Here is a 15,182-nt window from a genome sequence, read left to right as displayed (position 1 = left end):
AGCATTTTGACTTTATGCACCTCGCATCCCGTGAGCTGAATCGATTGTAGATAACACGCACAACAACAATGACCCACTCCGAAATCAAAAAAAAGCTTCTCACAGTTCAAATCGAACTTGTGAGAAGCCTTTTAGTTAGTCGTATGTGAGCCTACGATGTTCACAGAGACTTGAAACCTCAGGGGTTTCGGGTCTCTATTACATCATGCCGCCCATTCCGCCCATGCCACCCATGCCGCCCATATCAGGCATGCCTGGTTTGTCTTTTTCCGGTTTGTCGGCAACAACTGCTTCAGTTGTCAGGAACATCGCTGCAACGGATGCTGCGTTTTGAAGTGCGGAACGTGTTACTTTTGCAGGGTCAACGATACCTGCATCGAACATGTTAACCCACTCGCCAGTAGCTGCGTTGTAGCCGATGCCGATTGCTTCTTTTTTCAGACGCTCAACGATAACGGAGCCTTCTTGACCCGCGTTAGCCGCGATTGTGCGAACTGGCTCTTCCAACGCGCGAAGCACGATGTTTACGCCTGTTTTCTCGTCGCCTACAGCATTAACTGCCGCAACTGCTGCGTATACGTTCACGAGTGCAGTACCGCCACCGGATACGATACCTTCTTCCACTGCTGCGCGAGTGGAGTTCAAAGCATCTTCGATGCGCAGTTTGCGCTCTTTCAATTCGGTTTCAGTCGCTGCGCCAACTTTGATGACAGCTACGCCGCCAGCAAGTTTAGCAAGACGCTCTTGCAGCTTCTCACGGTCGAAGTCGGAAGTTGTTTCTTCCAGCTGCGCACGGATTTGGCCGATACGAACGTCGATATCTTTCTTGTCGCCGGCACCGTCAACAAGGATTGTGTTTTCTTTCGTAACGCGGATTTGACGAGCTGTACCCAGTTGGTCAACAGTAGTCGCTTTAAGCTCAAGGCCCAGCTCTTCTGTGATTACTTGTCCGCCTGTCAGAGCAGCGATATCGCCAAGCATTGCTTTACGACGGTCGCCGAAGCCAGGAGCTTTAACGGCTACGCAAGTGAATGTACCGCGCAGACGGTTAACTAGCAATGTTGCCAATGCTTCGCCTTCAACGTCTTCAGCGATGATCAGCAATTGCTTGCCGGATTGTACAACTTTCTCAAGAACCGGAAGGATCTCTTGAATGTTGGAGATTTTTTTATCCGTGATCAGAATGAATGGGTTGTCCAGGACAGCTTCCATTTTATCTGTGTCTGTGATCATGTAAGGGGAGAGGTAACCGCGGTCAAACTGCATACCTTCAACCACTTCAAGCTCCGTTACGAAGCCTTTGGATTCTTCAACAGTGATAACGCCGTCGTTGCCGACTTTTTGCATCGCTTCTGCGATCAATTGGCCGACTTCGTCGTCAGCGGAAGAGATCGAAGCAACTTGCGCGATCGATTGTTGGCTTTCGATTGGCTTAGCAATCGCTTTAAGCTCTTCAACCGCTGCACGAACTGCTTTCTCGATACCTTTGCGGATAACCATTGGGTTAGCGCCTGCAGTTACGTTTTTCAAGCCTTCGCGAATCATCGCTTGTGCAAGAACGGTAGCTGTAGTTGTACCGTCACCGGCAACATCGTTCGTTTTTGTAGCTACTTCTTTAACGAGCTGAGCACCCATGTTCTCGAATGCATCGTCAAGTTCGATTTCTTTCGCGATGGATACACCATCGTTCGTGATCAATGGGCTTCCGAATTTCTTCTCAAGCACCACGTTGCGGCCTTTAGGACCAAGTGTAACCTTAACGGCATTTGCAAGTGCATCAACACCGCGCAGCATTGCGCGACGAGCGTCTTCGCCGAATTTAATTTCCTTCGCCATCGTAGATAACCTCCCAGTTAATCATTAGTTTAAGTAAAAAGCGTTGCATGTATGTGGAGTCAGCACGAAGGCTTAACCCAGGATCGCGTGAATGTCGCTTTCTTTCATAATCAAAAGCTCTTTACCTTCGTATTTCACTTCGGTACCTGCATATTTGGAGAACAATACGCGGTCGCCTTCCTTAACTTCAAGCGCAATACGTACGCCGTCCTTAACCGCTCCGCTGCCTACAGCGATTACTTTGCCTTCTTGCGGCTTTTCTTTAGCTGTTTCCGGCAACAAAATGCCGCTAGCAGTCGTTTCTTCTTTCGCGATTGGTTCGATCAATACGCGCTCACCCAAAGGTCTGATCATGAAAAATAGCCTCCTTTTGATATTAATGCTGCAAATTGTTTGTCCCGTTAGCACTCGCAATCATCAAGTGCTAATAACATTTCTAATCATACCGATTTTGATTGCAGATTTCAAGTCTCTCGCGCTCAATTTATATGATTTTTACATTCCATTCCCGGTGGAATGCTGCCATCAACCATGCATAACGGTTGTGACAGCGGTTATTTGGCATCAAAAGCCCATTTTCATTTTCTAACGGTTGCAGATGAGCTTAAGTGGTCGTTTTCTAATCGAAATCAACCTTTTAACTGCATATAACGTCTGTCACAACCGTTAGCGCTTCAAAAGTCGATTTTTCCATGAAATAAGCTCGCTGACAACGGTTAGAATTCGCTCTCTCTCTCTCTCTCTCTCCCGGATTATCTATAAATGAACACAAAAAAGGCTGCCCGAGATTATTATCTCGAGCAGCCTAGCCTTAACGGCAACCTTCGCCGACGTTACTTGTCACCAAATTCTTCTTCCCATGCTTGAGCGGCCTTTAGTTGTTTGCCGTAGACAACGCTCGAAAGCATTACGCTAACTTCATAGAGCAGAATGAGCGGAACAGCCACTAACGAATCGGAAATGAAATCCGGCGGCGTTACGACGATCCCCACAATAATCAGCAGGAAATACGCCAGTCGTCTCATTTTCTTAAGTCGCTTCGGATTCACGATGCGCAGCTGCGTCAGAAACATAATGACGATCGGCAGCTCGAAGAGCAGTGAAATCGGTATGACGATGTTAAACAAAAACGTAAAGTACTGAATGATCCCGTAGTTCTCTTCTAGGTTCAAATGCTTCGCCACATCGGTCGTAAAATTAAACGCCATCGGGAACACTACGTAATACGAAAACCCTAATCCGATCAAGAACATAATCAGCACGAACGGGACGAACATAAGCGCCGCCCGTTGTTCCTTGCGACCAAGCGCAGGTCTAACGAAAGCCCACAGCTGATAAGCAGTTGCCGGCAAGGCGAAGATGAGGGCAATGACCAGGGCAAACTTCATATACATGCCAATACCGTCCCACAAAGAGAACGCGTAAAATTTCATGCCCTTAACCGGTTCTTGGTCCAGCATGAACTTATAAACCGGATTGGCCAAGATCAGCCCGATAACCATCCCAATGACGAGGATGACCAGTATAAAAATAATTCTGCGCCTAAGCTCGCCGATATGGTCGAACAAGGTCATTAATTGATCGCCGCGAGCGGCTTCCTTCTCGGCTGCTTCGTCTTTCTCAACCACCGCTATGCTCACCTCTTCTCACGCCTGAAATCAGCTTGTACCGCCCTACCATCTGACGGTCATAAAAAAAGCGGGCCCCACTTACTCTGGGAGCCGCTTTTCGTCTTTTTGCTCATCGCGGTTAACTTCAACCCGACTCACTGGCTTGCGGTTGCGATCATCATCATCATCCATGATATCCTTCGCACCGGCTTTAAATTCCTTCAGCGTACGGCCGAAAGCGCGTCCGAGCTCCGGCAGCTTATTCGGTCCGAACAACAATAAAGCGACAAGGGCAATAAGTAAAAATCCTGTCACGCCAATTCCACTAAACATGGTTGGGTAGCCTCCTTTAAATGACGAGTTGTACATACACGGAATTCCGCTCTTACGAGCAGAAAGGAATAATACGCTTCGCCCGGGTACACCTCTCGCTTAATAGGATTAGCAGCTGTTTAAGCCGCCATAACCCATGGAGACAATGTCCTCTCTGGTGATGATATCGCCCGCCAAGATACGCGGCAATAACACATTAAACGAAGTATAAGGATCATGCATGACGCAGCCTGGGAGTCCCATAATGGGAACGCCGTTCAAATAACCCATAAGCAGCATCGATCCCGGTAGCATCGGTGTTCCGTAGCTGACAATCTCTGCACCGGACTCTGCAATTGCTGCAGGTGTTCGGTCGTCGGGATCCACTGACATCCCGCCCGTTACCACTATCATATCATAGGACTGGTGCAGCAAGTAGTGTATTTCCTTGACAATTATATGGCGCTCGTCCGGCGCGAAACGCTGCTCCATCACTTCGGAGCCCAGTGCTTCTACAATTCGCCGAACAGCAGGCCCGAACTTATCTTCAATGCGGCCGGAGAACACCTCGCCGCCTGTCGTTAAGAGGCCGATTCTAAACTTGCGAAGCGGTTTGAGTCGCAGCGGCGACTGCCCTTCATGCTGCGCGCGGTAGCCGCTGATCAGCTCCTCTACCGCCTGAACCTTAGATTCGGGCACAACGAGCGGAATGACCCTTGTCGCGGCAAGCTGACCGCCGGGCATAACGACTGCATGCGTGCGCAGTGTAGCCAGGGCGATTTCGCCTAAATCATTAATCGCGTGAACGATAGCCGGATCAATCTCCGCGATAGCCGGCACATCAAGCGCAGACTTCACCGCGACTTTCCCCTCATGGGGCTCAGACAGCTTCAGCCCGTCGCTCTGAAGGGCAATCGCCATTCGCTTCGCCGCATCGTCTTCATGGAGCTCGCCTTCGCCAAGCTCCATAATATAAATATGCTCCTTGCCTATATCAAGGAGCTTCGAAATGTCGGTTTCTTCAATGACATGTCCCTTTTTGAACAATCTGCCTTTAAATTGCCCGGGAATAATCTGAGTGAGGTCATGAGCGAGCCGCAGGCCGATCGCTTCTTGGACCGGCACTTCCTTGAGAATCGTTCCGTTCTTCGGCTTCGTCATTCGTTGTGCTCCCCCATTCGTCCCGAGAGGATGTTAAGCGCATGTGGCAGCTGGTCCATAATGGCCATCAGATTCTCATGTACGCCTTTGGGACTGCCGGGCAAATTGATAATGAGCGAGCGGCCGCGAATGCCGCACACACCGCGCGAGAGCATGGCTCGACGCGTACGCTGCATAGCCCCCATCCGCATCGCTTCCGCGAGTCCGGGTACGAAACGATCAATGACCTTCATCGTGGCTTCCGGCGTCAGATCGCGCGGAGCAAGTCCTGTTCCGCCTGTCGTAATTACGAGATCCGCTTGAAAATAATCCGTCATTTCTATAAGAGCAGCCATTATTTCATCCTGTTCGTCAGGTACAATTCGGTAATCGACAATCTCGCCGCTAAGCTCCTCTTCCACCAGTTCCCGGATCACCTGTGCACTGGTATCTTCCCGCTCGCCGCGCGATCCTTTGTCGCTGGCTGTCAACAACGCCACTTTCCACCGCATGAGCTTCTCCCCCGTTCACATTTTCGAAAAAGATATGTCATGAACCGCATGAAACCTAAATGCCATTAACGTTATACTCCCTGGCCCATCGCTTCACGCTTTATCGTTTATAATCGCCGTTCTTGCCGCCGCTCTTCTCTGTCAGCAGGGTTGGCCCGATCACCATATCCTTCTGCAGTGCCTTGCACATATCGTATACGGTCAGCGCAGCCGCCGAAACAGCCGTTAGAGCTTCCATTTCCACACCGGTTTTGCCGGTGGTCTTAACCGTTCCTTCTATGTACAGTTCATCCGTGCCATTATCCGCAAAAGCCAGATTAACGCCGGTCAGCGGAAGCGGATGACACATCGGAATCCAGTTTGATGTATTCTTCGCCGCCATAATACCGGCCACCTGCGCAACAGCCAGCACATCCCCCTTGCCGATTGTGCCCGCTTTAATGCGAGATAATGTATCCGGCGCCATTGTCACCGTCGTTCGCGCGACCGCAATGCGGGAGGTGATCTCCTTATCGGACACGTCCACCATGCGTGCGCGCCCTTGTTCATTGAAATGCGTCAAATCCACGCGCTTAGCGCCTCCTTGTTAGCCCATGCTCCGTAATAACGGCATCCACATAGGCATCATGGTTATCCATTGGAATCAGAGCTTCATTCTCCATCCACTGCGCCTCATACCCTAATCCGATCCACTCGGACATCGGTCTGCCGGACGCCGACGCGAGCCCTCTCATTCGCTCATGGAACCGATCGTAATAACCGCCTCCATAACCTAAACGACCGCCCCGCTTATCGAAAGCAAGTCCCGGCACAAACACGATGTCCGGCATAAAATCCGGTTCGCAGCGCTCTGCAGCTCCGGGGTCAGGTTCCTTAATGCCATAAGCGCCCGGCATAAGTTCATCCCAAGCCCGCAGCCGGTACAGCTCCATCTCGCGGCTTGCTTGAATGCACCGCGGCGCGGCAACTTCGATTCCTTTGCGCCAGCACCACTCAACGAGCAAGGTAGGATCAAGCTCCGAGCGAAAAGGAACATAAATCAACACGCTGCGGACCGGCTTGCCCGGTCTTGCCTGCAGCCACTCTACCGCGCGCTGGCAGGCTGTGTCGGACCATGCCAAACGCAGCTGCTCAGGGTAACCGTCGCGTTTCTTGGTCGCCGATAACCTTGCTGTTTTCTTCTCCGATTGACTCATTCATGGTCACCGCTTTGCCTCTTATTGGCCGCAATGGCGTAAGTTTCAGTCATAGTTGTTATTTAGTTTACCACTGTTGCCCAGATTTCGCCAATAAGGCGAAGGCATCCCAAATCGGTGTATAAAGGCATGAACCTTGTCGCGTTATGCGGCTTTTTCATGTACACTTAAACGTATAGGAATTCAACTTATTTGGAGGTTTCACCTATCATGCTTCTTCAAGTATCCGATATATCCAAAAGCTACGGTGTAAGCAGTGTGCTCTCGTCCATCACCTTCCAAGTGCAGCCTCGCGAACGGGTTGGACTTGTCGGAGTCAACGGCGCAGGCAAATCGACGCTGCTTCGTATTATCGCCGGCGAGATGTCTGCCGATTCCGGCACCATCTATAAATCCAAAGAAACAACCATCGGCTATCTCGCGCAATCCAGCGGCCTGCAGTCGGATCAAACGATCGATGCGGAGATGCATGCCGTATTTGCTCATTTAACTGAAGCCGAACAGGAGCTTCGCGCACTGGAGCAGCAAATCGCCGATCCCAAGCTGCACGACGATGCCAAACAATATGAGGCCGTGCTGAATCGGTATTCCACGCTCTCCGATTGGTTCCGCGAGAAGGGCGGCTTTGAGGTTGAGACGAAAATTCGCGGCATTTTGCACGGGATGGGCTTTGGCCAATTCCCTCCCGACACGATTATCTCGACATTAAGCGGCGGGCAGAAGACACGGCTTGCGCTTGCGCGCATTTTGCTGCAATCCCCTGACCTGCTGATGCTCGATGAGCCTACGAACTATCTGGACATTGAAACGCTTACTTGGCTGGAGGATTACCTTCGCGGCTATGATGGCGGCATTCTGGTCGTATCCCATGACCGGTATTTTCTCGATGCGGTCGTGCAGACGATCGTCGAAATCGAACGCCATACGGCCAAGCGCTACACCGGCAATTACTCCCGTTATATCGAAATCAAAGCAGCGGAGTACGAAGCGCAAATGAAGCAATTCGACAAGCAGCAGGATGAGATTGCCAAGCTGGAGGACTTCGTTCAGCGTAATATCGTGCGCGCCTCCACCACGAAGCGTGCCCAGAGCAGACGTAAAGCGCTGGAGAAAATGGACCGACTCGACAAGCCGCTCGGCGATTTGAAGAAGGCGCATTTCTCCTTCGAAATTGAACGTCAAAGCGGCAATGACGTGCTGGATGTCCGTGATTTGTCGATTACATTCCAAGAGAAATCCGACCCATTGTTCCAAAATGTATCGTTCCGTCTGGAACGCGGCGAGAATGTTGCACTTATTGGGCCAAACGGTATCGGCAAATCGACATTGCTTAAAACGCTTGTCGGCCAACAGCCTTATGAACAAGGCACGATTCGCTGGGGCACCAACATTAAGATCGGTTATTACGATCAAGAACACACCGGACTTAATCACGCCAATACGGTGCTTGAAGAGCTGTGGGGCACTTATCCTTCTATAGAAGAAGCGCGTATCCGCACCGTGCTTGGCAACTTCCTGTTCAGCGGTGACGATGTGAAGAAACGAATCAGCTCGCTAAGCGGCGGAGAACGCGCGCGCGTCTCGTTGTCGAAGCTCATGCTCGCTCGCGCCAACATGCTCATTCTCGATGAGCCTACCAACCATTTGGACCTCTATAGCAAAGAGGTGCTGGAGTCCGCGCTTATGGATTACGACGGCACGCTGCTGTTCATCTCCCATGACCGGTACTTCCTCAACAAAATGGCGGAACGGATTGTCGAACTGGAGCCCCAGGGTACACAGCATTTCCTGGGAAATTATGACGAAATGATCCAGAAAAAACGTGAAAACGATGAACTGCAACTGGAAACGCTGTCATTTCCCCAAGGAAAACAGGGAAAGCCTACGGCAGCGCCGGATCCGGCCCCTGTTTCCTCCTATGAAGCCGACAAACAGGCGAAGCGTGACGAACGCAATCGCCAGCGTAAACAAGAGCAGCTGGAGAAAGAAATCGCTCGGCTTGAAGGCGAAATTACGGCATTTGAAGAGCAGCTTGTCGACCCTGAAATCTATAACGATTATGTGCGCGTGCAGAGTATCCAAACGGAGTTGGATGCACTCAAAGCGCAGCTGCAAACCGTTTATGAGTCATGGGAAGAGCTGTTGGCCTAACCCAGGGATACCAGGAAGGCTACTCCCCGGTCAGCCTGATTTCACTCATGATTTTACGGCGTTTAAGCAGATAAAATAGAAGAAGTGACCCCAATCCGAATCCGGACAGCACACCTGCTGTCCGGATTATTGCATTCCAGCCGCCAATCGAGATCAGATGGCGTAAGCCTTCCACCGCATAAGTCATTGGCAGCAGCGGGTGGATGTATTGGAAGAAAGGCGGTTCCAGCGTAACCGGATACGAACCGGAGCTTGATGTCAGCTGAAGCATGAGGATCAGCACAGCCGCGAAGCGTCCTTTGTCGCTGCCAAGCACTGCGATCAGCATGTACAAGATCGCCGTGAACACGATCCCAACCAGTGCCGCGTAGCCATACATCGCGATCGACGGTACGACAGTCGGAATACCGAGACCTACGTGCAGGATAAAGACAGACAGCAGTGCCTGACAGACACTAATAGTAGCAAGTGCGATATATTTGCTCACAATGTAGGACAAAGGACCATGCGGCCGCTCCAACACCTGCCAAATATCGATTACGAAGAACAACACCAATGCGCCCACCCACAGCGACAGCGCGATAAAATACGGCGCAAATCCGACACCGTTGTTCGGCACGGGATGCAAGTTATGCTCCTCCAACATCACCGGATCATTGATGACGGCTTGGCGGGCATCGGCTTGTCCGTCTTCGGAGGCAAGTCCGGCTGCATCTGTCAGCTTGTCGGCCAGCTCGGCTTGGCCTTTGTGGATTTGCGCGAGCCCTCCCGTCAAGGACTCCGCACCGGCCACCAGCTTGGCATTGCCTGTTTGCAGAGCGCTCACGCCGCCTCCCAGTTCCGCTAAGCCGGACTTCAGCTTACCGCTCCCCGTCTGCAATCGATTCACGCCGTCGGTTATATCTTTGACCCGCTCATCAATAGTGCTTAGTGCAATATGCTGCTGATCCAGCTCTCCGGCCGCTTTGTCCACAGCCGACTGAAGCTCGCTAAGCTGTGCACGGAACTGTTCGAGACCGGGGCTTAGCTGCGAGATTCTATTCGTTAACTTGGTTATCGATCCATCAAGCGAAGTTGCAAGCGCATCGATCGTCTGTGCGATTTGGTTTAGCTTGGTCGTTGCCGAGGTTCCCGCCTGCTGCGCGTCCGCCAGCTCTTCCGAGAGCTGCTTGTACTTGTCATCTGCAGCGAAAGCGGGAAACTTGTCGCCCAGGTCCTGTAATAGCCCGGATGCCGTATCAAGGCTGCCGTTCCCCACGCCAAGCGACTTCTTCACATTTTGCAATTGGGTAGTTAAGTCCCCTAATTGATCCGATGATTTCTTAATCGCGTTAAGTTCGCTCTCCAGGCCGGCCAGATCTCCCAGTAAATCTTCTAATGAAGCAGTGAAATCCGGCTTTGAAGCGCCGAGCAACGCAGCTAGCGACTGATTTACGGCATTCAGCTTACTGCTCCAATTCTTCCATTCCGAAGCTGCGCGCTCTGCATAGGTATTCATCATACCGATTCCTTTGTTCAGCTCATCCGCGCCGGCTGTAAGGGCTTGAACCCCGCCTGACAGCTTCGCGAGGCCCCCTTCCGTTTGCCGAAGCCCTTGCGTCAATTGAGCCGCACCTTGATAAGCCCGTTCCGAGGCATCCGATAATTGGGCAGCACCGTCCGCCGCTTCTTGCAAACCCTCGGCCCCATTCAGCACCTGTTCGAAAATCACGCTCAAATAGTTCCCCTGCAGCTCCTTGCGCAAATTATCTTGAACCTTTCCCGCTATGGCACGGACAACCTTCGCAGATAAAGCGTTCGCCCCTTCATTTAACTCCACGTCCAGCGTAGTTGGCCTCGGATCATCACCGCTCACACTGAAAGCCAGCTTGGAGAAATCCGCCGGCAGATACAGCACCATCGCATACTTGCCATCCATTAAACCGTTATGAGCTTGCTTGCGATTCGTCGCGATCCAATACGTTTCGTCGCTCTTTATTAATTCGTCCGTAAGCTCCCGCCCCAGATTACGCTGCTCGCCGCTTCGCTTCGCCCCGGTATCCTCATTCACCACAGCCAGCGGGAGCTGATCGGTACGTCCGGTCGGGTCCCAGAACGCCCACAAATAGATGAAGCTATACAACAGCGGCAGAACCAGCAGCCCTAACAGCGAGATGCGAACAGCTCGGGAAATCCACATCGTCTTCACATCAAGCCAAGCCAGTCTCAGTCCGCCGCTTTTACTCTCGCTCATGTTGTTACCGCCCTTTCGGCATCTTTTGAGAACTAGCATTCTCCCCAGAGATAGGAAACATTCCGCGATATCGGCTCGGAGGGGACAACTGAGCAATCTATCCCCCTTGTCCACAGACATATCCACAACACTGGATGAATTGTGCGGCAATTCTGGCACTATTAACGACGTAAAACAATAATAAATTTAACGTTTCTTTAACAATTGATCGGATGTGGATACAGTCGGTGGCATTTTACCCACATTATCAACATTATCCACAGTTAGGCTGTGAAAAACTTATCCCGAATTTGTTCACATTGTAAATGCCCGATTTATGCGGGTTTCCCATGTTTATACACATTCCTCGCTGTAATTGTGGGTAACCCTGGGGATAAGTCCTAAAGTTACTATACTTAGGCAGCCTTATTATCGATATTGGGCACTGACAGCCTTGCTACCGGCGGTTGGGGATTGGTTTTCGACAAGCCGCGGTCCGTGGTCCGCGGTCTTCATTTGTTGCATAACTTGCAACATTTGAGGAGCTGTTCGGTTGAAACGGTAAAATTGCTGCGATTTATGCAACATTTTGCTTCAATATAAGCCATAGGAGCTCATTTTCCATGGAAATGATGCATTTCGGGCAACATTAACAGGGCTAGAACGTTAAGACGTTACATTTCTTGCATATTGAGCAACATTCGTTAATGCTACGGTTTATCCACACAGCAAAAAGAGGCATCCCAGAAGCTGTACTGCATACTTTTGAGACTACCCCTTTTGATAGCAATACGGTCACATCAAACACACGCCTACACGCGTCTTCCGATGTAGAGTAAATGCGAGGACATCCCCAGTACCGACGATTCCCTCGCCATCCGTATGAGCAGTTGAACGAGCTGCTGATACGTTTCCTCACCTTGCTCCGACCAATAGCGCCAATGATCCGCTCCGAGAATTGCCCCCATGTTCGTGGACCCGATCAACTCCAGCGTCTCAAAGCCATGCGCTTCCATGAACGGCCGAATAGCCTCAAGCTCGTAAAAGTAAGCTCCCGTGTAACGCCCTTCATCTGCATGATCGAAAATCCCGTCCGCTGCGAACGCCTCAATGGCATCCAAGCGATGAAGCGGCTTCCAATGCTCCGGATTAAGCAGCGCATTCATCACTTGGTTGACCCGGCTGCGAAAAGCTACGAATACGATGCCTTCCGGCTTTACGACTCGGTGAAGCTCGCGTACGGCCATCGCCCGATCCTCTGCATGCTGCAAATGGTACAGCGGGCCCATGAGAAGCGCGGCATCATAGCTGTTATCGGCCAGCGGAGCAAGCTCGCATGCATTGCAGACATGGAAGCCGCCGGTGAAACGCTCCGTAAGCTTAAGTTCCTCGGCTTTAGCCTCAGCAAGCTCAACAAGTGCAGGCGTAAGGTCAGTCAGCGTCAGCTCATAGCCCTCAGCTGCAAGCGCCATCGCATATTTGCCTGGACCGGCTCCGTTATCCAGCACATGGCCGGCGGCCGGCAAATACTGTTTGAGATAATGCATGTTAACCGTAAACTCCAGCGGTTCCCGGTCAAGCCGGCTCCATTCCCGCTCACCAAAGCCGGTATAGTACGCCAGCACACGTTCCTTGTTCCCCTGATCTGCCGGTTGCTCCATCGCGACTCCCCCCTCCCGTGCGAACCCTTCAGATTGCTTGCAAATACACGCGCAGCTTCGAACAAATTTTCTCGACTTCCGCTTCCCCGCCATGTGGAGCGTCCGGCCAGTTGATGAGGTGCATTGGATTCCGATAGGGATCCGGCGTACCAACATACCTCGGGATAAGGTGCATATGGAAATGAGGTACGCCATCCCCTTGAACGAAGCTGTAAATATGCTCCGCACGCAGCACATCCTTCAGCGCTCGGCTCACCTCGTTCACAATAACCCCCACTGCCGCAGCTTCCTGCACGGACAGGTCGCCAAGCCCCGGCGTATGGCGTTTTAATTCCACCATGACATAGCCTAAGTACGCGGTTTTCTCTTCACCCCTAAACCCCATATGGCCCACATGGACATGCCCATCCTCATAAATGGTACTCCCTACTGGCCGGACGTCACCACGATGCTTGCGGCAAATAAAGCAGTCTTCAACGTTCTTAGACACCTGTTGTCGCCCCCCTCTCGAACGAGCCCGAAACTTTGAAGCTCGGAACTTGGATCTCAAAGCTTGAACTTCGAAGCTCGGATCTCAAAGCTTGAATTTCACTGCATCAGCTGCTCTTCTTCTGAACGAGATCTTCCGCTGCATCCTCCTGCGCGCTCATCAGCAGTTGATTGCAAGCACTCACATAAGCCTCAGCCGCCGCCAAAATAATATCGTTATGCACAGCCGTCCCCGTATAGCGCCGATTGTTATGCACAATCGCGACGATCGCTTCCCCGCGTGCATCTTCGCCTGTCGATAACGAATGCAGCTCCAGATCCTCGAACTCCGCCGTTACCGGAATCGCCTGCTGCAGGCAGTGAATGACGGCTTCAAGCGGCCCTTTGCCCGTACCTGTCAGCGTGCGTTCCTCTTGCGAATCACGCTCGCGAATGGTTACCGACGCGATACGGGAACGCTGCGTCCCCGCAAGCACCTGCAAGTCAACCAGCGTGTACGGATCATGCTGCGTGTCCGTCGATTCGCTTGCCAACCGAACCAGCACATCGTCGGGTACGATTTTCATCTCATCCGCTTTTTCAATGAAACGGTTATACACATCCAGCAATTGCTCCTCGTTCAGTTCAATGCCGTAACCAGCCAGACGATGCTTGATCGCATGACGGCCGGAATGTTTGCCGAGCACGATCATGCTGCGCGGAATGCCCATCGCTTCCGGATCCATAATTTCGTACGTGTTCCGGTTCTTAAGCAGTCCATCCTGGTGGATACCCGACTCGTGCTGAAAAGCGTTCCGCCCCACGATCGGCTTGTTGTAAGCGATCGGGAAGTTCATCGCCCGGCTCACCATCCGTGACGTTTCGTAAATCTCGCTCATGACGATGCCCGTTTCCACGCCGATCGCCGATTTACGTGTCTCGATCGCCATCACAAGCTCCTCCAGCGAACAGTTTCCGGCACGCTCGCCGATGCCGTTCACCGTCACTTCCACCTGCGTCGCCCCTGCGTTAATTGCCGCCAAGCTGTTGGCTACCGCAAGACCAAGATCATTATGGCAATGTGCGCTGTACTGTACTTTATCCCCGCCACGTGCTCCTGCTCTCACGCTGCGGAACAGCTCGCCGTATTCTTCCGGAAGTGCATAACCGAGCGTATCCGGCAGATTGATGACGGTCGCGCCTTCAGCAATGACCGCTTCGACCATCTCGATGACGAAGTCGCGTCCCGAACGGCTGGCGTCCATCGGGGAGAACTCAATTTCATCGACGAACTGCTTGCCGTAAGCAACCATCTCGCGGGCAATGGCCAGCACTTGCTCGCGGGATTTTTTCAGTTGGAAATCCAAGTGGATGTCCGAGGACGAGATGAACAGATGCAAACGGCGGCGGGCAGCATCCATCGTGGAGCGGACTGCTGCATCGATATCGCCTTTGATCGCACGCGCAAAACCGACGATTTCAACCCCTTGCAGCTCTCGTGAAATTTGCTGTACCGCCGCAAACTCTCCCGGACTCGAGATCGGAAAGCCCGGCTCAATGACGTCGATGCCAAGCTTCGCCAGCTGGCGGGCAAGTACGATCTTCTGCTCGGGACGCAGCGTTGCGCCTGGTGATTGCTCACCGTCACGAAGGGTAGTGTCGAAGATACGGATGATTTTGTTAGCGGCTTGGGTTTGTGTTGGATGGTTAATGGTCATAAGGGTTAGCCTCCTAAAGGTTTGGTTGTGGGTTTGTGAAAACAGAAAAAGCCCGACGTCTCCTGTTGAATCAAGAGACGACAGGCTTCGTGAGCATGCCGCGGTACCACTCTAGTTGCCCGGCCTTATCGAGGCCGGACCCGCTTATGCAGCATTAGTCGCCACCGGCTACTATGGATGCCGGACAGCTGCTGCACCTGATGACGGTGGTTAACCGTAACTGAGGTAGGGTATGCGAAGCTGCAGTTGCAACCCCGCGACATTCCCTCGTTCCGCTCCCAGGCGAGTTTCGGATATCCTTCGGCTGCGTCGCACCACCCCGCAGCTCTCTGCTTTTCCCGGATTATTCCTACTGCTCCTGTTCTT

At 52.1% G+C, this 15,182-nt stretch carries 13 protein-coding genes; 1 reads left to right on the top strand and 12 read right to left on the bottom strand.

The features are described 5' to 3' along the window. Nucleotides 1-198: 198 nt before the first annotated feature. The 8 genes from groL to BM412_RS22885 form a co-directional block, all read right to left on the bottom strand. Complete coding sequence (gene groL, locus BM412_RS22920) at nt 199-1,836, bottom strand: chaperonin GroEL (protein ID WP_091223635.1); 1,638 nt, start codon at nt 1,834-1,836, stop codon at nt 199-201. 72 nt (nt 1,837-1,908) lie between these two features. Continuing rightward, nucleotides 1,909-2,190, bottom strand: a complete 282-nt coding sequence (gene groES / locus BM412_RS22915; RefSeq protein WP_090983460.1) for a co-chaperone GroES — start codon at nt 2,188-2,190, stop codon at nt 1,909-1,911. A 479-nt stretch (nt 2,191-2,669) separates the two neighbouring features. Then, nucleotides 2,670-3,410, bottom strand: a complete 741-nt coding sequence (gene tatC, locus BM412_RS22910) for a twin-arginine translocase subunit TatC (protein ID WP_091223942.1) — start codon at nt 3,408-3,410, stop codon at nt 2,670-2,672. Between the two features lie 135 nt (nt 3,411-3,545). After that, the gene (gene tatA / locus BM412_RS22905) at nt 3,546-3,779 is read right to left on the bottom strand and encodes a twin-arginine translocase TatA/TatE family subunit (RefSeq protein ID WP_091223634.1); all 234 of its coding nucleotides are present in this window, start codon (nt 3,777-3,779) and stop codon (nt 3,546-3,548) included. A gap of 108 nt (nt 3,780-3,887) precedes the next feature. Beyond that, nucleotides 3,888-4,919 carry a molybdopterin-binding protein gene (locus BM412_RS22900; protein ID WP_091223632.1) on the bottom strand — a complete coding sequence of 344 codons (1,032 nt, stop codon included), beginning with the start codon at nt 4,917-4,919 and terminating at the stop codon, nt 3,888-3,890. Then, the gene (locus BM412_RS22895) at nt 4,916-5,410 is read right to left on the bottom strand and encodes a MogA/MoaB family molybdenum cofactor biosynthesis protein (RefSeq protein WP_090983463.1); all 495 of its coding nucleotides are present in this window, start codon (nt 5,408-5,410) and stop codon (nt 4,916-4,918) included. Before BM412_RS22895 ends, BM412_RS22900 begins: the two co-directional genes overlap by 4 nt. A gap of 100 nt (nt 5,411-5,510) precedes the next feature. Next, nucleotides 5,511-5,978, bottom strand: a complete 468-nt coding sequence (gene moaC, locus BM412_RS22890) for a cyclic pyranopterin monophosphate synthase MoaC (protein ID WP_091223630.1) — start codon at nt 5,976-5,978, stop codon at nt 5,511-5,513. 4 nt (nt 5,979-5,982) lie between these two features. Next, nucleotides 5,983-6,606: a 5-formyltetrahydrofolate cyclo-ligase gene (locus tag BM412_RS22885; protein ID WP_091223628.1), complete on the bottom strand. Its 624-nt coding sequence runs from the start codon at nt 6,604-6,606 to the stop codon at nt 5,983-5,985. A gap of 210 nt (nt 6,607-6,816) precedes the next feature. On the opposite strand from BM412_RS22885, the gene abc-f reads away from it, so the two are divergent. Further along, the gene (gene abc-f, locus BM412_RS22880; RefSeq protein WP_091223626.1) at nt 6,817-8,757 is read left to right on the top strand and encodes a ribosomal protection-like ABC-F family protein; all 1,941 of its coding nucleotides are present in this window, start codon (nt 6,817-6,819) and stop codon (nt 8,755-8,757) included. A 19-nt stretch (nt 8,758-8,776) separates the two neighbouring features. On the opposite strand, the gene BM412_RS22875 is transcribed toward abc-f, so the two are convergent. The 4 genes from BM412_RS22875 to BM412_RS22860 form a co-directional block, all read right to left on the bottom strand. Then, nucleotides 8,777-10,990, bottom strand: a complete 2,214-nt coding sequence (locus BM412_RS22875) for a YhgE/Pip domain-containing protein (RefSeq protein ID WP_177246030.1) — start codon at nt 10,988-10,990, stop codon at nt 8,777-8,779. A gap of 791 nt (nt 10,991-11,781) precedes the next feature. Next, nucleotides 11,782-12,630, bottom strand: a complete 849-nt coding sequence (locus BM412_RS22870; protein WP_091223622.1) for a class I SAM-dependent methyltransferase — start codon at nt 12,628-12,630, stop codon at nt 11,782-11,784. 28 nt (nt 12,631-12,658) lie between these two features. Then, nucleotides 12,659-13,120, bottom strand: coding sequence for an HIT family protein (locus BM412_RS22865; RefSeq protein ID WP_091223620.1), 462 nt, complete (start codon nt 13,118-13,120; stop codon nt 12,659-12,661). 106 nt (nt 13,121-13,226) lie between these two features. Continuing rightward, complete coding sequence (locus BM412_RS22860; RefSeq protein ID WP_091223618.1) at nt 13,227-14,816, bottom strand: 2-isopropylmalate synthase; 1,590 nt, start codon at nt 14,814-14,816, stop codon at nt 13,227-13,229. Between the last annotated feature and the right edge of the window lie 366 nt (nt 14,817-15,182).

The sequence above is a fragment of the Paenibacillus sp. BC26 genome, from assembly GCF_900116125.1.
Taxonomy (GTDB): Bacteria; Bacillota; Bacilli; order Paenibacillales; family Paenibacillaceae; genus Paenibacillus_Z; species Paenibacillus_Z lignilyticus.
Note: the sequence above shows the minus strand (reverse complement) of the source record. Positions and strands in the feature narration are given on the sequence as shown.